The 18,444-nt window shown below is 38.7% G+C and carries 17 protein-coding genes; 9 read left to right on the forward strand and 8 right to left on the reverse strand.

Features of this window, described 5'->3' with window-relative positions:
* Positions 1–61 precede the first annotated feature (61 nt).
* Positions 62–454, forward strand: a complete 393-nt coding sequence (locus tag CWD91_RS03735; RefSeq protein ID WP_103439576.1) for a DUF423 domain-containing protein — start codon at positions 62–64, stop codon at positions 452–454.
* A gap of 52 nt (positions 455–506) precedes the next feature.
* Entirely contained in the window at positions 507–2,123 is a 1,617-nt protein-coding gene (gene pckA / locus CWD91_RS03740) for a phosphoenolpyruvate carboxykinase (ATP) (protein WP_103439577.1), read from the forward strand.
* 84 nt (positions 2,124–2,207) lie between these two features.
* Here the strand turns inward: pckA and CWD91_RS03745 are convergent, their stop codons facing one another.
* Both CWD91_RS03745 and CWD91_RS03750 read right to left on the reverse strand, forming a co-directional pair.
* Entirely contained in the window at positions 2,208–2,954 is a 747-nt protein-coding gene (locus CWD91_RS03745) for a uroporphyrinogen-III synthase (protein WP_103439578.1), read from the reverse strand.
* On the reverse strand, positions 2,951–3,616 hold the full coding sequence (locus tag CWD91_RS03750) for a DUF4271 domain-containing protein (protein ID WP_103439579.1): 666 nt from the start codon (positions 3,614–3,616) through the stop codon (positions 2,951–2,953). Before CWD91_RS03750 ends, CWD91_RS03745 begins: the two co-directional genes overlap by 4 nt.
* 523 nt (positions 3,617–4,139) lie before the next feature.
* On the opposite strand from CWD91_RS03750, the gene CWD91_RS03755 reads away from it, so the two are divergent.
* The 3 genes from CWD91_RS03755 to CWD91_RS03765 are packed head-to-tail and all read left to right on the forward strand — an operon-like array spanning position 4,140 to position 6,638.
* Positions 4,140–4,868, forward strand: a complete 729-nt coding sequence (locus tag CWD91_RS03755) for a polyprenol monophosphomannose synthase (protein ID WP_103439580.1) — start codon at positions 4,140–4,142, stop codon at positions 4,866–4,868.
* Position 4,869: 1 nt separating this feature from the next.
* On the forward strand, positions 4,870–6,207 hold the full coding sequence (locus tag CWD91_RS03760) for a dihydroorotase (RefSeq protein WP_103439581.1): 1,338 nt from the start codon (positions 4,870–4,872) through the stop codon (positions 6,205–6,207).
* A 2-nt stretch (positions 6,208–6,209) separates the two neighbouring features.
* Positions 6,210–6,638, forward strand: coding sequence for a DUF4296 domain-containing protein (locus tag CWD91_RS03765; protein ID WP_103439582.1), 429 nt, complete (start codon positions 6,210–6,212; stop codon positions 6,636–6,638).
* Here CWD91_RS03765 and CWD91_RS03770 read toward each other — a convergent pair.
* Complete coding sequence (locus CWD91_RS03770; protein ID WP_103439583.1) at positions 6,619–7,626, reverse strand: NAD-dependent epimerase/dehydratase family protein; 1,008 nt, start codon at positions 7,624–7,626, stop codon at positions 6,619–6,621. The genes CWD91_RS03765 and CWD91_RS03770 overlap by 20 nt on opposite strands.
* Before the next feature lie 106 nt (positions 7,627–7,732).
* On the opposite strand from CWD91_RS03770, the gene tyrS reads away from it, so the two are divergent.
* Both tyrS and CWD91_RS22765 read left to right on the forward strand, forming a co-directional pair.
* Positions 7,733–9,028, forward strand: coding sequence for a tyrosine--tRNA ligase (gene tyrS, locus CWD91_RS03775; RefSeq protein ID WP_103439584.1), 1,296 nt, complete (start codon positions 7,733–7,735; stop codon positions 9,026–9,028).
* Positions 9,029–9,361: 333 nt separating this feature from the next.
* Positions 9,362–9,538 carry a hypothetical protein gene (locus tag CWD91_RS22765; protein ID WP_192877628.1) on the forward strand — a complete coding sequence of 59 codons (177 nt, stop codon included), beginning with the start codon at positions 9,362–9,364 and terminating at the stop codon, positions 9,536–9,538.
* Positions 9,539–9,685: 147 nt separating this feature from the next.
* On the opposite strand, the gene CWD91_RS03785 is transcribed toward CWD91_RS22765, so the two are convergent.
* The 5 genes from CWD91_RS03785 to CWD91_RS03805 all read right to left on the reverse strand — a co-directional run bounded on the left by CWD91_RS03785 (position 9,686) and on the right by CWD91_RS03805 (position 16,192).
* A complete protein-coding gene (locus CWD91_RS03785) occupies positions 9,686–10,663 on the reverse strand; it encodes a LuxE/PaaK family acyltransferase (RefSeq protein WP_103439586.1) in 978 nt (325 codons plus the stop codon).
* 196 nt (positions 10,664–10,859) lie between these two features.
* The gene (locus CWD91_RS03790; protein WP_103439587.1) at positions 10,860–11,183 is read right to left on the reverse strand and encodes a T9SS type A sorting domain-containing protein; all 324 of its coding nucleotides are present in this window, start codon (positions 11,181–11,183) and stop codon (positions 10,860–10,862) included.
* A 182-nt stretch (positions 11,184–11,365) separates the two neighbouring features.
* Positions 11,366–11,683 (reverse strand): T9SS type A sorting domain-containing protein, encoded by a 318-nt coding sequence (locus tag CWD91_RS03795; protein WP_103439588.1) that lies wholly within the window; start codon positions 11,681–11,683, stop codon positions 11,366–11,368.
* 169 nt (positions 11,684–11,852) lie between these two features.
* Positions 11,853–14,681 carry a TonB-dependent receptor gene (locus CWD91_RS03800; RefSeq protein WP_103439589.1) on the reverse strand — a complete coding sequence of 943 codons (2,829 nt, stop codon included), beginning with the start codon at positions 14,679–14,681 and terminating at the stop codon, positions 11,853–11,855.
* Between the two features lie 92 nt (positions 14,682–14,773).
* Complete coding sequence (locus tag CWD91_RS03805; RefSeq protein ID WP_103439891.1) at positions 14,774–16,192, reverse strand: hypothetical protein; 1,419 nt, start codon at positions 16,190–16,192, stop codon at positions 14,774–14,776.
* Positions 16,193–16,526: 334 nt separating this feature from the next.
* Between CWD91_RS03805 and CWD91_RS03810 the strand changes: the two genes are divergently transcribed.
* Complete coding sequence (locus tag CWD91_RS03810; protein WP_103439590.1) at positions 16,527–17,213, forward strand: response regulator transcription factor; 687 nt, start codon at positions 16,527–16,529, stop codon at positions 17,211–17,213.
* On the forward strand, positions 17,213–18,259 hold the full coding sequence (locus CWD91_RS03815; protein ID WP_103439591.1) for a sensor histidine kinase: 1,047 nt from the start codon (positions 17,213–17,215) through the stop codon (positions 18,257–18,259). The genes CWD91_RS03810 and CWD91_RS03815 overlap by 1 nt, the downstream gene beginning before the upstream one ends.
* The last annotated feature ends 185 nt before the right edge of the window (positions 18,260–18,444 follow it).

The following is an 18,444-nucleotide window of genomic DNA, read 5'->3' on the forward strand; positions in this document are numbered from 1 at the left end:
TATTTAACGGATACTAAGGTATCAAATTGTTATATTTGTAAGGAATAAGCACTAATAAGTTATGAACAAAACAATTTTTGTAACTGGGATATTTTTCGGTCTTACGGCAGTTCTTTTGGGAGCTTTTGGGGCACATGGTCTGGAAAATTTGTTGGACGGCAAGGCTATCAGTACATTTGAGACCGGTGTAAAATACCAGATGTACCATGCTTTGTTCCTAATGATATTGGGCGGCTTTAACTTATTGGTTGAAGAGCGAAAAAAGGCGGTTTACTATTTAATTGTAGCAGGGGTAATATGTTTTTCCTTTTCAATTTATCTTTTGTCAACCAATGAACTATCAATTTTTGATTTTAAGAAAATAGCCTTATTGACTCCCATTGGAGGTGTTCTGTTGGTCTCGGGCTGGATACTTTTGGGAATTAGGGTCCATAAACAAAATCAATCAAATTAAAACTAACAAGCTCTTAGAGCCTTTATATATATTCTAATAAAACGCGACTATTATGACTTCATCAACCCCATCAACGCAATCGATTTCGTTGAAAGCGTATGGCATTTCAACAACAAAAATCCACTATCAATTATCACCTTCCAAACTGCATGAAATTACTGTAGAAAAGGGTATGGGTGTAACCTCTTCCACCGGGGCGTTGGCCATAAATACCGGTGAATTTACAGGTAGGTCACCATTGGATAGGTTTATAGTTAAGGATGCTATTACCGCCGATAAAATTTGGTGGGGAAATGTGAATATACCTTTTGAAAGTGAAAAGTTTGATGCCCTTTACACTAAGGTCATACAGTACCTTAATGAAAAGGAGCTTTATGTTAGGGACTGTTTTGCATGTGCAGATGATGAATATAAAACCAATATCAGGGTTATTAATGAATACCCATGGTCCAATATGTTTGCCTACAATATGTTTTTAAGGCCCACAGATGACGAATTGGTAGGTTTTGATCCTGAATGGACAGTGATTAATGCACCTGGTTTTATGGCGAAAGTTGAAGAGGATGGGACCAGAAAGCACAATTTTGCCATATTAAATTTCACCCGAAAAATAGCCCTTATTGGCGGTACTGGTTATACCGGGGAAATTAAAAAGGGAATATTTTCAGCACTCAATTTTATTCTACCGGTTTATAAAGAATGTCTTCCCATGCATTGTTCTGCCAATGTGGGTGATGATGGTGATACAGCTATCTTTTTTGGACTTTCCGGAACGGGGAAGACCACTTTGTCTGCGGACCCATATAGAAAATTGATCGGGGACGATGAACATGGCTGGACTAAGGAAAATACCGTGTTTAATTTCGAGGGGGGCTGTTATGCTAAGGTCATTAATCTTTCGGAAGAAAATGAGCCGGAAATTTACGGAGCCATAAAGAAAGGTGCACTTTTGGAAAATGTGGTCCTGGATGCCAATGGTGTGGTCGATTTTGAAAATACTTCCATTACCCAAAATACTAGGGTAAGTTATCCAATTTATAATATAGACAATATTCAGGAGCCTTCTATTGGAAAGAATCCAAAGAATATTTTCTTTCTTACAGCCGATGCCTTTGGGGTGTTGCCCCCTATATCTAAACTAACCCCAAGTCAGGCTGCCTATCACTTTATTTCGGGATACACCGCCAAGGTGGCTGGTACAGAGGCAGGAGTTGTTGAGCCCGTACCTAGTTTTTCGGCCTGTTTTGGAGCCCCATTTATGCCATTGCACCCCACAAAATACGCGGAAATGCTAAGTAAAAAAATGTTGGATGCAGGGGTCAACGTTTGGTTGGTGAATACGGGATGGACCGGAGGTCCTTATGGGGTGGGTACCAGAATGAAATTAAAATATACCCGAGCCATGATCCATGCGGCCCTTAGTGGCGAATTGGGGTTGTACAGTTATGACAAATACCATATCCATTCTGTTTTTGGGGTAGCACAACCTAGGGAATGCCCAGGTGTCCCAACAAGTGTGCTGAGCCCACGGGCAACTTGGAACAATGACGAGGCGTACTATAAGACCGCGTTTAAATTAACGAATGCCTTTCGTGAAAATTTTAAGAAATTTGAAGCTTATGCCAATGAGGAAATTAGGCGGGGCGGACCACAGCGATACGCTTTTTAACAGAATAACCCCGAGGCCTGCCTCGGGGTTATTTATATAGGTCTATTGCCCAATTAATTATCTTTGCAATAATAAAATCTCGCCTTATTTCTTGTTTACAGTAGTAATGTACCTCTGTAGTGCCATTGTCATGGAAGGCGTTTCAGGGGTTGGAGCTTGAATGTCTATTCTAAGTCCAGCATCTGTAGCTGCCTTTACCGTAGAATTCCCAAAAACCGCAATTCTGGTTTCGTTTTGTTTAAAATCAGGAAAGTTCTTTAAAAGTGATTCTATTCCAGAAGGACTAAAGAATACTAAAACATCATAATAAACATCCCTTAAATCTGAAAGATCGCTTATTACCGTCTTGTAGAATATTCCCCTGGTCCAATCTATTCCTAAGCTATCCAATGTTTCGGGAACAATAGGTTTTAGAACATCCGAGGAGGGCAATAAAAATTTTTCGTCCTTGTATTTTTTAAACAGTGCATTTAAATCTGGAAAATTCATTTTCCCCACGTAAATTTTACGCTTGCGATACACAACGTACTTTTGCAGGTAGTAGGCCACTGCCTCCGACTGACAAAAATATTTCATCGAATCAGGTACTTTAAACCTCATTTCTTCGGCAATCCTGAAATAATGATCAACTGCATTTCTGCTCGTAAGAATAATCGCGGTAAAATTTTTAAGATCAATTTTTTGCTGTCGGACCATTTTCGCATCAACACCTTCCACGTGGATAAAAGGCCTAAAATCTACCTTTATTTTCTCCTTATCAATAAGCTTGGAATAGGGGGAATTTTCCATCTTTGGTTCTGGCTGTGAAACCAAAATAGTTTTAACTTTCATAGGCTTCGGTCTATTAGATAGTTACCAACTATAATAATTGGTGCTATTTCAAGAGCGCAAAGGTACAAAATAAAATATACAAAATTACTGGCAAGGAAATTTTGATGATTTCTCAATGTTGTTATCCAACCAATGGTGTTTATAATGAAAACCAACAAAATACTTATGAAAACCACTGCTTTTGATTCCTGTAAAACATAATTCAATATAAGATTGGCAAATAACATTACAATACCACTGTAGTTGAGGTAGGAAAGTTTTTTAAAAACGATTTCCGAAATGGTCTTGTTGGCATTAAAAATAAAACCGTTGCCAAATTGTAAAAGTATTTTAATGACCAAAAATAAAAAAAGTGAAGTACAAATAATCAGATAGACCTCGAATTGGTGTTCTACTGGAGATTGGAAAAAGATTTTGTTTATAAAATAGATGAAAAGTGAAAAATTAAGTAATTGGAAAATACTGAAAAAAATACTGAACCAATTAAAGAGTTTGTCCTTCTTCTGGTAAAGAAAAATATACTTATTGTTGAACGGAAGGATTATATAATTTAAAAACCGGCTATAATATGTGGTTTTGGCGAGCACCATAAAAAAGATACTGCAAAATAGGATAACGGTAATCCAATCTACAGCGTACTGATTTCTTAAAATAGCTTCCATTTGACCTGCCTATTGTTTATTTCCTTGGAAATCCTAAATATAAATCATTTTCCGAAAAGACCCCGCTCTTATCTATTAAGTTGACAGTTTATGCTTTGGGATGGAAAGGTGTAATAACGTCTTCTCCATTCCATTTAGTGTCAACCCACAGTAATGCTACCTTACATGTTGGATGCGGGCTACTTTCCAATCCCTAAGGGTGATTCTTAAATTTTGCCCAAACCTAAGCTTTTTTAGGCCCAAATCCATGGTAAAAATATAAGAAGCCAAATAGGGAGGTGTTTATCTTTTTGTAGATACATTTTAACGTATAGTTTCATTCTCCTATCAATAGTTGTAAATCCACCCCATAAACCCACTTTGTACTAATTAAGTTTAGAAATGGGTTGATAAGAATGCTTCAATGATTATCTGAGAATGATGAATTATCAGGCATACCAAATCTTTAAAAAAATCATAAATCTGCCATGATATTTCGCTACAGTTTTTAAAATACTATTTTTGCTAAAATTGCAATACCTAGATGGCGGATAGCTTGGTCATTATTCCTACCTTCAATGAAATTGAAAACATTGAGCTTATTATACATTCCGTCTTTGCTTTGGAGCAGGACTTCCATGTCCTGGTGGTAGATGATAATTCTCCAGACGGTACGTCCAATGCGGTAGGAAATTTGCAGGGACAATATTTAGATCGCTTGTTTTTAGAGGTGAGACAGGATAAGTTTGGATTGGGAACTGCCTACATTCATGGGTTTAAGTGGGCAATCGAAAGAAAATATGAATTTATTTTTGAGATGGACGCAGACTTTTCACACGCCCCTTCAGACCTTATCAAACTGCGGCAAGCCTGTTTAGATGGAGCGGATGTGGCTGTGGGGTCCAGATACAAAAAGGGCATTAATGTCGTAAATTGGCCCTTGCACAGGATCTTGTTGTCCTATGGAGCTTCGTTCTATGTGAAATTAATAACTGGAATGAAGGTTCATGATCCCACAGCAGGGTTTGTCTGTTATAAAAGGAAGGTTCTGGAAACCATTAATTTGGATTCCATTAAATTCATTGGCTATGCGTTTCAAATAGAAATGAAATTCAGGGCCCATCTACAAAAATATATCATTGAAGAGGTGCCTATTATTTTTACCGATAGAATAAGAGGTAAGTCAAAGATGAGTGCTTCCATCATCAATGAGGCCGTTTTTGGGGTAATACAGATGAAAGTGAGCAGTTTATTTCAAAAAAAGAAATTTTAGAATGGGAAGAATACTAATAAAAAACGCCACAATTGTCAATGATAATAGTGTGTTTCCTAGTGATATCTTGCTGGAAGATGATATTATTCTTGAAATAGGGGCAAATATTTCTGCGGATACAGCCACAAAGGTCATAAATGTTGAAGGAAAATATGTAATTCCTGGGGTCATAGACGATCAGGTGCACTTTAGGGAGCCAGGTCTAACCCATAAGGGTACCATTGGCACGGAGAGTAGAGCAGCTGTCGCAGGCGGCATAACTTCCTTTATGGAGCAGCCCAATACCAGTCCCCAAACAACTACCATTGAAGCATTGGAGGCTAAGTTTGAAATGGCAAGAAACTCTGCCTTTGCCAATTATTCCTTTTTATTCGGGGGGACCAATGATAATTTGGAGGAGATCAAGAAATTGGATAAGAATGCCTGTTCGGGAGTTAAACTCTTTTTAGGTTCCTCAACGGGTAATATGTTGGTGGATAATGAGGAGGTAATAGAAAAGATATTTAGAAATACCGAGATGGTAATTTCCGCACATTGTGAGGACGAGGCTACCATTAAGGCCAATTTTGCAAAATACAAGGCCCAATTTGGAGATGATATTCCCATTAAATACCACCCATTGATCAGGAGTGCAGAGGCCTGTTATCTTTCTTCCTCAAGGGCCATAGCCCTGGCAAAAAAAACAGGGGCCCGATTTCATGTTTTTCATGTTTCCACGGGAAAGGAAACAGAGCTTTTTAGAAATGACATTCCTTTAGAGGATAAAAAGATTACAGCTGAAGTCTGTATACATCATCTTTGGTTTTCAGAAGAGGATTACGATACTAAAGGAACTCTGATAAAATGGAATCCGGCCGTAAAAACTGCGGCAGATAGAGATCAGCTTTGGGAAGCCTTATTGGACGACCGTATAGATGTTGTAGCCACAGACCACGCACCCCATACTTTGGAGGAAAAAAACAATGTCTATACTTCGGCACCTTCCGGAGGGCCTTTAGTGCAACATGCATTACCTGCAATGCTGGAATATTATCATTCCGGAAAGATAAGTTTGGAGAAAATTGTTGAGAAAATGTGCCATAATCCAGCAAAACTATTCCAAGTAAAAAAGCGCGGATTTATTAAGGAAGGTTATTATGCAGATTTGGTGGTGTTGGATCTTAATGAATCCTGGAAGGTGACCAAGGAAAATATTGCTTATAAATGTGGATGGTCCCCGTTTGAAGGGCACTCGTTTAAGTCCAAGATAACACATACTTTTGTAAATGGTCATTTGGCTTATGAAAGAGGCAATTTTTCGCAAGAGAGAAAGGCTATGAGGTTAACTTTTAATAGATAGCAATGATAAAATATGTAGTCGCCATTTTTCTAGGCTTGTTGTTGTCCTGTAATGAAAAGGTGGTGGAAAAACCGGAAAATCTTATTCCAGAGGATAAAATGGCTACCATTTTATACGACATTTCTTTATTAAACGCGGGCAAGATAATTAATGAAAGCATACTGAACGAATATGAAATTGAACCTATGGGGTATATCTATACCAAATATGGAATCGATAGTATTCAATTTGTAGGGAGTGATACCTATTATGCTTCTATTCCCACGGTGTATGAGTCTATTTATACCAAAGTGAAGGAGAAATTGGAAGAGGATGAAAAGTTTTTTGAAGAGGAAAGGCAGAAGAAGCAGGATTCTTTAGTGCAGGCCAAAGAAAAATTGAATCCAAATCTGAAAAAAAAGCCGGTTGAGACTAAGGATTCCGTTCAATAAACTTTTGGCAGGACATTTCAATGGTTCTGTCCAAGGCCTCAAAGGAATACCCTAATTGTTTTTGGATTTTGTCATTATTGAACTTTTGGTTTTTTCGCAAGGAAGAAACCGAGATTTTGGTGAGTTTTCTTCCCCTATTCCAAAAAATGTTTCTAAGCCAATCCAATCGCCAAAGGATTTCCAATTCCCAAAACTTAAGCTCCCTGTTGGGGCTAGGTTTACCAAAGCCCTTTGTTACTTTATAAAGAATTTCTTTATAAGAAAGTTGATCTGCTACAATGATATATTTTTCATTGGTTATGGAAGACTCCATTAGTTGGGACATTATATTTACCACATCGCTAACCGTAACAAAGCCAGTTCCTCCTGGCGGATAGAATTTACGAGCTTTAAAAGAAGTTTTAAACAAAAGTCCGGTCCCAGTATTCCAAAAACCGGGGCCCAAAATTACGCCAGGATTTATGATTACAACAGGAAGACCTTCTTGAGCACCTCTCCAAACTTCCAGTTCGGCATCCATCTTGGTCATGGCATAGACATTGCTCTGCTGGGAATTCCATTCGGTTTCCTCCGTAGCCTCTTGGTTGTCCAAGGTTCTCCCAATGGCGCCAATGGAACTAGTGTAACACAATTTTTTAATAGCATTGGCAATACAGAGATTTACAATATTCTTTGTGCCTTCAATATTTACGGTACGTAAGAGTTCATAATCATTGGGGTCAAAAGAAATTAAGGCCGCACAATGATAAACATGGGTAACGTTTTCAAAAGCAATTTCCAACGCTGGAAGGTCGTTAAGGTCTGCCTCTATCCATGAGATTTTTTGAAAAAGTTCTTGGGATTTGTCGGTATAATAACCGAAAACCTTTTCGACTTCTTTTAAGTTGCTCTTTTTTCTATGAATGGCTTTAACAGAGGCGCCAGTTTGCAATAAGTGCAAAAGAAGGTGCGCTCCTACCAAACCAGTACCGCCTGTGACTAAAATCATGGCGTAAATTTACTCAATTGACTCCAATTTATTCCGTTTTCATCAAGACTTAAGCAACCTATTTATTTTATATTTGCAGCTATTATTGAATTAGAATATTTAAAGCATGACAATAAACTTTGTAGAAGAATTAACTTGGAGAGGAATGTTGCACGATGCAATGCCCGGTACGGAAGAACATTTGCTAAGTGGAATGCAATCCTCCTATGTGGGGATTGATCCAACTGCAGACTCGCTTCATATAGGACATTTGGTAGGTGTTATGATGCTGCGCCACTTTCAATTGGCAGGTCACAAACCCTATGCATTGATCGGCGGGGCAACTGGGATGATCGGTGATCCTTCTGGAAAATCTACGGAGCGAAACTTGCTGGATGAAGCTACATTGGCACATAATCAGGCTGCCATAAAAGCACAACTTTCACGTTTTTTGGATTTCAACAGTGGAAAGGACAATAGTGCCATCTTAGTGAATAACTATGATTGGATGAAGGATTTTTCCTTTCTGGAATTCATTCGAGATGTCGGGAAGCACATTACGGTAAATTATATGATGGCCAAGGATTCCGTTAAAAAACGGCTATCGGCTGAAGCCAAGGAAGGGATGTCCTTTACGGAATTCACTTATCAATTGGTACAGGGATATGATTTTTTACATCTTTATAGAGAGTTTAACTGTACACTTCAAATGGGGGGTAGTGATCAATGGGGGAATATTACTACTGGTACCGAGCTAATCAGACGTATTGGAGGCGGAAAGGGATTTGCCCTTACCTGTCCCTTGATTACAAAGGCAGATGGCACCAAATTCGGGAAGTCTGAAGGTGGGAATATTTGGTTGGATTCTGAAAGAACCTCACCTTATAAGTTTTATCAATATTGGCTAAATACCTCAGATGAGGATGCCGAAAAATATATCAAAATCTTTACTTTTTTACCGAAGCAGCAAATAGAAGATTTGGTAAAAAAACATCAGGAAGCGCCACATTTAAGGGTGCTTCAAAAGCGTTTGGCAGATGAGGTCACCGTAATGGTGCACTCCCAGGAAGATTTGGACAACGCCATAAAGGCCAGTGATATTCTTTTCGGAAAATCGACCTCCGACGATCTGAAAAAACTGAATGAAAAGACGTTTTTGGATGTTTTTGAAGGTGTACCCCAGGCTGAGGTGTCCAAGGAGGATATTGAAAAAGGCTTGGATATAATTGCAGCCCTGGCGGCAAAAACGGGCTTTTTAGGGTCTAATGGAGAAGCTAGGCGCGAGTTGAAACAAAATTCCATTTCCGTAAACAAGGAAAAGGTCAAGGAAGATTATATTATTACCACGGAGGACCTTATCAATAATAAATTTGTTTTGCTGCAGCGCGGGAAGAAGAATTATTTTGTGCTGTTGATTAAATAAATACCTTATCTATAGATTCCCCGAATTAAGCCTTCGGGGTTTATAATTCATTGCTTCCTAAAAGAGTTAAGGCTTGTAGTTTTTGAAGTTTTGTTGTAGTATAATACATTCTCTAGATCTAATCAAGACAGTTTTTGGTTTTCAGACAAGAATGATGACAATAACTAATGTAAAGTTCCCTATGGCTTGTATCGGATACAGTCTTCTTCAATAAATTTTCTCAAAAAAAACAATTATTATTATTGCGGGATAAAAGAGTTAACATCTCTACCGATTGCATTAAGTTTAGTGGTTAGGGTGATGTATTTTGGAATATTCAAAATAAACAGGAATATGACCAGAAAACAAGGGGAAGAAAACACCCAGATCTTAAAAGATGAAAATGATCCTAGCGATAATTATATTTTTCAGGATAATAAAAAGACTAAAATAGGCGCAGCAATTATTACCGCTGTCTTGTTAATTATCCTTGCCGGGCTTATTTTATCAGGGCTTATTTTTGAAAATTGACGGTATTCAGGGGTCTAATTACCAGTGGGAATTAGGGCATTTAAAGGAGTGCGGTAACTGCTTGGCAAAGTCGCTCGACTTAGTATAGGCGTTCCTTAAAAAACGGATATAGCTTTATTCTCCATTGTGGACGCTAAGATCTTGGGATTATAATACCATTAAATTACAGCCGCGAACATCGGAATGATCAAACCTACCTAGTATTTCGAAACTACCGTTGCCATATACCTTACCCAAATCCTGTGTGGCTATAAAGGAGCAGGAGTGTACATTGGCCAGGTCAATGACATTTACGCCACCTGTCTTCCCCACTTCCTGTAAAGTTAAAGGGTCTTCCGTTTCGCGTGTCATGACTTTCATCCACTTAGGTGTTAAGAAAAGTCCATTCCCTTGTGAATAGGCTTGGGACAATAGCTCTGTCATCCCGTATTCGGAATGGATATTAGGTACCCCAAAACCAGATTTTAGCAATTGGTGCAATTCCTCACGAATCAATTCTTTTTTCCGTCCTTTCATTCCTCCGGTTTCCATAATTATGGTATTCTTAAGGTTTAATTGGTACGCTTCCGCCATGTCCAAAAGGGCAAAGGAGACACCCAATAGCAGTATTTTGGTACCGCTGCCATTCAATCTAACCATGGTCTTTTGTAATCGATCAATATCATCCAAATAAAAGCCGCTATCAGGATGCGTGCTTTTAAGGATAAGATCATTGGCCATATAAATTAATGATGAACCCTCCCTTTCCAGATAAGAAGGTAATAATGCCAGTACACAGTAGTCCTCTATATCCCCATAAAATTGTTTAAAAGCCTTTAGATAGCTATTTTCATATAGTTCCGTATTGCGGACATAATGTTTGCTTACTTCGCTTCGTGTGGTTCCACTGCTTGTAAATATAACTTGGGGAGTAAAGGAGCCGGTAATTACTTTTTTGGTCTTAAAAAATTCTATCGGAAGAAAGGGTATATCCACAAGGCTTTTCACATTGGATTCATCTTTTCCCAAGTGCCTGCAAAACTCCTGATAGACCAAATTTCCATGATACTGTATCCCAAAAGTTTTCAATGCCACGGCATTGAACTCAGTTTCAGTGGAAATATTAAAAATAGTATCAGTGGGCATATTCTAATTTACTACCGCAAAAGTAAGGATAACAACAGAGTGGAAAACCTATTTTGTGGTTTTATTGAGAATTGATAATGTGAAAAATTTACTTCGCGCTATAATTAGGCAGAACAGGCATTGGCCGTGGAAAAAGAATGTGGAGAGGATTTGTTATGAGGAGGTGTTCAGAAAAAAAATGTGTTGACAAGACGGATTATTTCACAACCAACTTTCTGGTCATGCTTTCGCGGTTTTCGGTAACTTGCAGAACATATACCCCGGGCGCCAGTTTGGATATGTTTAAAAGACTGGTCTTAATACGGTCCTGTAACACTATGGTGCCAAAAACATCATAGATTATTACATCCTTTACACCATTATGCTTGGTGGTAATATAAACTACCTCCTGATAGGCAGGATTGGGATATAACTTAAATGTATTGGGCTCGGCAGCTCTGTCCTCAGGTTCTTCAACAAATTCCTGTGCAGAAATCGCCATAGAAAATACCATGAACAGTAGGGTGTAAAATATTTTCATAGGTTAGTATTGATTTGGGATCAATACAGTAAATGTAGCAAAATTGGGGAGTAGGCGGTATTAAATGTTGTAAACACGCTGTTTTTGTATGTGAATCCTAATTTTAGGTATTTCACGATGCTCCTAAAGGCTAAAAATGAGATAATTATAAGGGCGGGAGAAGTAGAAAAAGTTGCGAAGCACTATTTAATTATTAGCTTACGGGTAGCTACTTTGTTTTTTTCGTTAACCCTTAACATGTAGACACCTGCATCCAAATCATTAACATTGAGTTCCGTTCCAATAATGGTAGTTTCCAAAACTTGAGATCCAAAAATATCGAAAATTAGAATTTGTTTCGGGGCGTTCAGGGAAGTACTAATATATACCCTGCCGTTGGTAACCGGATTGGGGTATATCTTAAAACCGGGTATATCCCCACCTCCGCTATTTCCTTTGGAATCCTGTCCATAGGAAATTGAGATAAAAAGTAAGGCTATAACTAGGTAGAGTTGCTTCATAGAAACTTTAACAACAAATAATATACCGTAAATGTAATAATTTTAAGCGCAGCACGTTAGCGCCATCTAAATTTATACGGGAATATTCGATGAAATGCAAAAAGAGGCCAAATTCTATGTAAAAAAACAATTAATTGGGCCTCTTTTTTATTCAGAATGAAATAGGCTTCTAGAATTTTAGATTATATCCCAAGGAGATAGACCTTCCGGGACTTCTTATGGAGAAAGTCTGATTTTGAGCCTTGTAGGATTCATACTCGCTTTCGACATCATCGTCCAAAAGATTACTTATTTTAAAACTTACGGTCTGATTTTGGTTTTCGCCAAAACTCTTGGAGAAGTTTAAGTTTAAATTGTGAAAAGGCATGGTATATACATCCGGTACAAAACCGTTACCAACCACCTGTAATGTTTTTCCCTGTACATTGTAGTTCATGCCGATTTGGATGCCATTTTCGGAACCCTCATAATTTAAACCGGAATTGATAAGAAAAGGCGACTGTCCCTGTAACTCCCTATCGTTGCCCAAGGTTTCCCCATCCCTAAGTCCAAGCGTCCTTAGATTACGCTCACTGTCACTATAGATTTGAGTCGATTTTATGATGGAGGTATTTACATTAAAGCTGAAATTGGTAAGAAAATGGGCTATGAAACCTAGATTCTTTCTTAATTCAAATTCCAATCCAACCACGTCGGCATCACCCAAGTTTTTAGGGGTGAAGTTATCCGAAGAAGACTCAAAGTAAGTTAGTTCTATGGGGTCCGTGAATTTTTTATAAAAGCTGCTCAACGCGATCATCTCGGCACTTTCACCAAACCATTCCACCCTAAAATCGAAATTGTTGATATAGGTTGGGTCCAAATCAATATTACCAATGAAGGTATTGTTGGATAATGGGTCAAAAATTTTGGCAATGGAAGCTTCCTTAAAGGAAGGTCTTGCCGTTGTTCTGGAAAAGGACCCCCTTAAATTAATATCTTCCGTTAGTTCATAAATTAAATTGGCCGTGGGAAAAAGGTCGAACTTATCTATAATGGTTTCGTCGTCATAAGTAACCTTTTGAGGGTCATTAACGTCCTTATTGTCTTCCCCGGTATATCGGGATTCGAACTTTTCAACTCTTAAGCCAAGGATGGTACGTAATTTTTTACCCAATTTAAATTCATTTGATACATAGCCTGCAATATTTTGTTGTACTGCTTCAAAGGTATTAGCTGGTTCTGCTATAGAGATGTCAGGATCAATATAAGAGCCAGAGTTGTTGTTCACCGTCCACAGGTTTTCATCCAAGAGAATGTTGTCTGCAACACCATTGAATTTAGTGGTTTGGGCGTTGTTCTCTATTTCAAAGTTTAAAATGCTAAAATCTCTGGTCTTGTAGGAGCTGTAGGCACCAAATTTTAATTTGGCATCTTTTTCCAGGAAGTCATATTTTTTGGTAAGATCTAGTTTCGCAACGGCATTGATCTCTTCCAAATCTCTCCATATCCTTTTTGGCTGATTGTTCTGAGGAATGGAATAAACTCCGTCCTCTACCCTGAAAGAAGTTGTTCTAATGTCTTTGTCTTGAATTTTGGATAAGGTAGGGGAAAGTGCCCATTCCGTAGTCCATGAGGCATCCTCGCTGGAATGTATTCCAGATAACAATACATTGGATATGGCTCGTTGGGTATATTCCAAGTTGTCTTTGGAGAAATTTACAAAGTCCGAAAAGTTAAGGGTTTGACTAAAATAACCTGCTGTAGATTCCCCGTTCTGAAGATGAAGTATATTTAGTTTGTATTTGGATTTTTCGGTCTTAAAAGAAGTGCCCAGTAACCCACTTACCAAAACATTATTTCTACCTAAATCCCCCGTTTGGGTCCTGTCGGTTTCCAGTTCAAAAACGGAAGTGTCGGAATTTCTTCTGTAGAAGTTATTCTCTGCACCTTCGTAGAAAGTGGTGGTGTTTTTATATGAAACAGATGCTAAAAATCCCAATCTGTTTTCACCTTCGCCCAGGTTGTATTGGTTGCCTGTTGTGAATCCAAAGCTGTAGTCCATGGCACTATTTGCCTTCATTGCCGATAATACCGGATTAAACTTTTTGGTAATGGCCGTTAATAGTGGATTGTACTCAAAAGTGTTGGGGATATCCTGATTGCGGTTAATGGGAACAGCGCGGTTACCATTGTCAAATCCTAGGAAATCTGTGGAACTGCCTTTGTAGTCCAAGTAGTTTTCATTAAAGTGCATGTCCGGATTATAACTACCACTCAAGGAAATGCTGTGTTCTTTTTTAGTGGGGTAATCCTTGGTTACAATGTTTACGATACCACCGGTAAAATCGGCGGGTAGATCTGCAGACGCAGATTTAAGGACCAAGATATTGTCTATGATATTGGTTGGAAAAATATCCAACTGAATAGTATTTCTATCTGGATCCAGACCAGGAATGTCCACTCCATTCAAAATGGATTTGGTATAGCGATCCCCTAGCCCCCTAACATAGACATATTTACCGCCTTGTACAGATACTCCGGGTACAGATTTTATGGCACTGGCCACATCACTTGAGCCAGTTTTTTTGAAGGCTTCGGCAGATAGACCGTCCAAAAGGTTGACGGCTTTTTTCTGTATACCCAAAACAGCCGTTTCCGTATTTTTTTTAACGCTTACGGTTATCACTACTTCGTCTAGGCCTTCGGCCAGGGTTTCCATAGTAACGTTTACATTGGTTACCTCGTTGGCCTTAATGACCACATTGGTAATTTCCACGGTTTTATAACCTAGGAATGAAAAAGAAAGGGTGTGGGTGCCTTCTTCAAGGCTAAGTTTGTAATTACCATCAAAATCCGAGGTGGTTCCTTTGGTCGTGCCTTTAACTAAAATATTGGCAAAGGGTACGGGGTCTTGAAAATCGGCATCGATCAATGATCCCGTTACCTCGCCAGTTTGTGAAAAAATGAGTTGAAAAATAAAAAAAGTAAAAGTTGAAAGTCTAAGTGAATATTTCATAAGTAATTGATAGTTAAATCGTAATAAACCAAATGCCCGCCATTAAATTTGGGCGAGCACGGTTGTTATTTTAAAGGGGTTTTTTGTATCTATTAGAAACCCAAGCCTGCATTAGCACTTGCATATGTCCAGGAAAATACGATAAGGTCTGCACCTACAGTTTGGGCACCAGCGGTAACTTGTGTAGTCCAGTCAGCAGCTCTTTCGGTAAATGTTGGAGTTAAGATTATTTTTGATTCCACATCGTTTCCGGCGTCATCCTTTTTAACCTTTTCAGCGAAAATGCTGTTGTTAAAACCTACCACTTGCCAAGCTTCGAAGGTCAATTTGCCATCCAAGAAGTTTTGGGCTACATCATTGGCGTCCAATTCCACATCTTTTCCATCCTGGAATCCAATGGCGTAAATGTTCTTGGTAGTTCCCATGGCATTGCTTCTGTAATCTGCATATTCACCATCAGCGGCTGTTGCGCTTCCAAAAATAGTTGCGTTCTTAAGGGTGAAAGAACCTGTTATGGAACCTTCCGGGCCATCTATTTCAAAAGCGTGATCAGAAGCTTCACCTGAAATTACGACGGCATTGTCTATGGTTCCGGAATAGGCTTGATCAATATCCAAAGCATCGTCACCTTGGGCCCATACCAATAAATTCTTTGTGTTTACAGTTCCTCCAAAAAATTCTATACCATCATCAACATTGGCAACAACTTCAATATTTTCAATCTTAGTGCCACTTCCCACAGAACCTAAAGTAAGGCCATTGATCTCGTTACCTTCACCGATCAAGGCACCTCCGTGACGTATGGAGATAAACTCCAATTCTCCTGAGTTATCAGTATCGTTCAAAGCATCTCCAGGTCCGTAAAGTCCAAAAGTATCATCGGCAGGAATTCCTTCGATCTGTACTTGGGTAACATCACCTTTAAAAGACCCGGTAGCTCTTCCCAGAACAATTAGTCCGCCCCAAAGTCCTCTTTGATTGTGGTCCAAATTGGTTCCTGATGTCTGTCCAACACCTATGTTATCGGCCTCGGCAGTAAATATAATCGGCTTTGCAGCAGTACCGTTGGCCATAATGGTAGATCCTCTTTGTACAATTAGTGCAGATGCCAAGGATCCTGAACCTGGCTTACCTTTTATAATGGTACCTGGCTCAATGGTCAATGTTTTTCCAACTCCAACAACCACTTTTCCCGCCAATACATATATATTGTCCGCAGACCATGTTGTATCGGCGCTTATTTCTCCGGAAACTGTAATGATTTCTGCACAAGAACCCCCTATGTCCACTCCTGTCTCATCTCCATTTTGGATACCGTCTTCACATGTTGCAGAGGCTACAGTACATGGCTGACAGTTAGGTCCTCCACAATCGACACCAGTTTCTCCTTGGTTTTGAATTCCGTCATTACAGTTGGCAACGACATCGGCTATTGGCGGTTCGTCATCGTTGGTGCAAGATGTAAAGGCCAATGCGCTTATGGCCAATGCGGATAATAAAAATCTTTTCATTTCAACTGAATTTTTTGTTTTCATTTTTGTTTTCACTTGTTATTCTTAAACATGGCAAATTAATTACCTAACTGTAAAAGTCCTGTTACCCTCAGATTAATAGTTTGTTGGCTTAACGTTATCTAATGGTTACTATATTAAATCCATGTTAAGAGGTTTCATGTAATAGTATTATCTTTACTTTTGGCTCGGAAAACCAATAAATATTAAGGTTTGGCAGGCATGTTGTAAATGATCATAAATTGTATTGGAATTGCGTATTTTCAATTGAAGCATTACTTCCAATACAGACATTCTTAAAAGCAGACCACATAAAGACCATAAAAATTAAGGCATGAAAAAAAAAGACATTAAGATACTTTTGGTTGATGATGAACCGGATATTCTGGAAATTGTAGGTTACAATTTATCCGCAGAGGGGTATGAGGTTTTTACCGCCAAGAACGGGATGGAAGGAGTTGCGAAGGCTAAAAAGAAAAAGCCCCACTTAATTATTTTGGACGTAATGATGCCCGAAATGGACGGAATTGAAGCCTGTGAGATTATCCGCAGAACAGAAGGTCTTGAGGACACTTTAATTACTTTTCTAACGGCAAGGGGTGAGGACTATTCGCAAATGGCAGGATTTGATGCGGGTGCCGATGATTACATTACAAAGCCTATTAAACCAAAGGTTTTGGTAAGCAAAGTAAAAGCTTTGCTAAGAAGACTAAAGAACGAAGAAAAGGAAGTAGAGGATATCTTTAAGGTTGGTGAAATCATAATAAACAGGGAGGAGTACAAAATTATTAATAAGGGCGAGGAAATTATTCTTCCCAGAAAAGAGTTTGAGCTTCTGTCACTATTGACTTCCAAGCCAAATAAGGTTTTTAAAAGGGAAGTGATCCTGGATAAAGTTTGGGGCAATGAAGTAGTTGTAGGGGGTAGAACCATCGATGTCCATATTAGAAAACTTCGCGAAAAAATTGGGGATGATCACTTTAAAACTGTAAAAGGGGTAGGGTATAAGTTCGTATTGTAATGACCACTAGGATAAAAAAATCTTATCGATTTGCCCATCGTTCCGCAATTCTTATTTCATTTCTACTGAGTTCTGTTTTAGGGGTATTTTTGTGGAACAGAGGTTCTATTGATTGGTTGCTTTTGGTTGTTGTAGCGCTAACTTCCTACTTGGTTTCTTTTCTAGTGGTGCAGTTGAGGGTGGAAAAATTCATCTATCGTAAAATTGAGCGCATATACAACGATGTAGCCCTCCTAGAGTCCACCTCCTTGGCTTCCAAGACCATTACTACGGACATGAGGACCTTGACAGATGAAATAGAAAAGTTTGCAAAGGATAAAAAGATTGAAATAGACACCTTAAAGATCCGTGAAGAGTATAGAAAGGATTTTTTGGGTAACGTTTCCCATGAATTGAGAACACCATTGTTTACGGTCCAAGGCTATATTTTAACTTTGTTGGATGGTGCCATGGAGGATAAAGGTCTAAGAAAAAAGTATCTTCAAAGGGCCAGTAAAGGTGTGGAGCGACTTATTTATATTGTAAAGGACCTTGATCTAATTACCAAATTGGAAGTAGGGGACCTGAATTTGGAGATAGAAGATTTTAATATTTTGGAACTTTTCCAGAATGTTTTTGATCTTTTGGAAATGAAGGCAGCTAAGAAGAATATTACCTTAACTTTCGACATGGACTATAGAAATCCTATCTATGTAAAGGCCGATAAGGAAAAAATACAACAAGTGATAACCAATCTGCTGGTCAATTCCATTAAATATGGACAGCAGAACGGAACCACGGAGGTTAGTGTGGAAAACCTAATTAAAAATAAGGTTATTGTCCGGGTGACCGACAATGGGGAGGGAATTTCCAAACAAAACCTTGCCCGAATATTCGAACGGTTTTACAGGGTCGATAAAAGTGGGAGTAGGGCCGAAGGTGGGTCCGGCTTGGGATTGGCAATTGTAAAACATATTATTGAGGCACACAACGAAAAGATTTATGTGGAGAGCGTACTGGATATAGGTTCGGAATTCTCCTTTACTTTAGAAAAGGCAAGCAAGTAATATTTTTCCAGATTCTAATTGATTTTGCGGCATTCGGGCTCCGTGTAAATTTGTATATTCCATATAGTCAACTTCCGAATGTATCCTTCATTTTCTGCCCGTGGACATGGAGCCTTCCTTATGTTAAATAAATCTAAATTAGGGGCAAACCATTAAGTTATTATCTTTAGGTGCGACAGATTACG

The organism is Arenibacter hampyeongensis, assembly GCF_002909255.1.
Lineage (GTDB): Bacteria > Bacteroidota > Bacteroidia > Flavobacteriales > Flavobacteriaceae > Arenibacter > Arenibacter hampyeongensis.

What these genes read in the sequence shown, in the direction of transcription:
- CWD91_RS03760 (WP_103439581.1), top strand. Translation starts at nt 4,870, where the DNA reads ATGGGAAGAATACTAATAAAAAACGCCACAATTGTCAATGATAATAGT.
- CWD91_RS03750 (WP_103439579.1), bottom strand. Translation starts at nt 3,616, where the DNA reads ATGGAAGCTATTTTAAGAAATCAGTACGCTGTAGATTGGATTACCGTT.
- CWD91_RS03770 (WP_103439583.1), bottom strand. Translation starts at nt 7,626, where the DNA reads ATGATTTTAGTCACAGGCGGTACTGGTTTGGTAGGAGCGCACCTTCTT.
- CWD91_RS03735 (WP_103439576.1), top strand. Translation starts at nt 62, where the DNA reads ATGAACAAAACAATTTTTGTAACTGGGATATTTTTCGGTCTTACGGCA.
- pckA (WP_103439577.1), top strand. Translation starts at nt 507, where the DNA reads ATGACTTCATCAACCCCATCAACGCAATCGATTTCGTTGAAAGCGTAT.
- CWD91_RS03795 (WP_103439588.1), bottom strand. Translation starts at nt 11,683, where the DNA reads ATGAAGCAACTCTACCTAGTTATAGCCTTACTTTTTATCTCAATTTCC.
- CWD91_RS03790 (WP_103439587.1), bottom strand. Translation starts at nt 11,183, where the DNA reads ATGAAAATATTTTACACCCTACTGTTCATGGTATTTTCTATGGCGATT.
- CWD91_RS03815 (WP_103439591.1), top strand. Translation starts at nt 17,213, where the DNA reads ATGACCACTAGGATAAAAAAATCTTATCGATTTGCCCATCGTTCCGCA.
- CWD91_RS03800 (WP_103439589.1), bottom strand. Translation starts at nt 14,681, where the DNA reads ATGAAATATTCACTTAGACTTTCAACTTTTACTTTTTTTATTTTTCAA.
- CWD91_RS03785 (WP_103439586.1), bottom strand. Translation starts at nt 10,663, where the DNA reads ATGCCCACTGATACTATTTTTAATATTTCCACTGAAACTGAGTTCAAT.
- CWD91_RS03810 (WP_103439590.1), top strand. Translation starts at nt 16,527, where the DNA reads ATGAAAAAAAAAGACATTAAGATACTTTTGGTTGATGATGAACCGGAT.
- CWD91_RS03755 (WP_103439580.1), top strand. Translation starts at nt 4,140, where the DNA reads ATGGCGGATAGCTTGGTCATTATTCCTACCTTCAATGAAATTGAAAAC.
- CWD91_RS03805 (WP_103439891.1), bottom strand. Translation starts at nt 16,192, where the DNA reads ATGAAAAGATTTTTATTATCCGCATTGGCCATAAGCGCATTGGCCTTT.
- CWD91_RS22765 (WP_192877628.1), top strand. Translation starts at nt 9,362, where the DNA reads ATGACCAGAAAACAAGGGGAAGAAAACACCCAGATCTTAAAAGATGAA.
- tyrS (WP_103439584.1), top strand. Translation starts at nt 7,733, where the DNA reads ATGACAATAAACTTTGTAGAAGAATTAACTTGGAGAGGAATGTTGCAC.
- CWD91_RS03765 (WP_103439582.1), top strand. Translation starts at nt 6,210, where the DNA reads ATGATAAAATATGTAGTCGCCATTTTTCTAGGCTTGTTGTTGTCCTGT.
- CWD91_RS03745 (WP_103439578.1), bottom strand. Translation starts at nt 2,954, where the DNA reads ATGAAAGTTAAAACTATTTTGGTTTCACAGCCAGAACCAAAGATGGAA.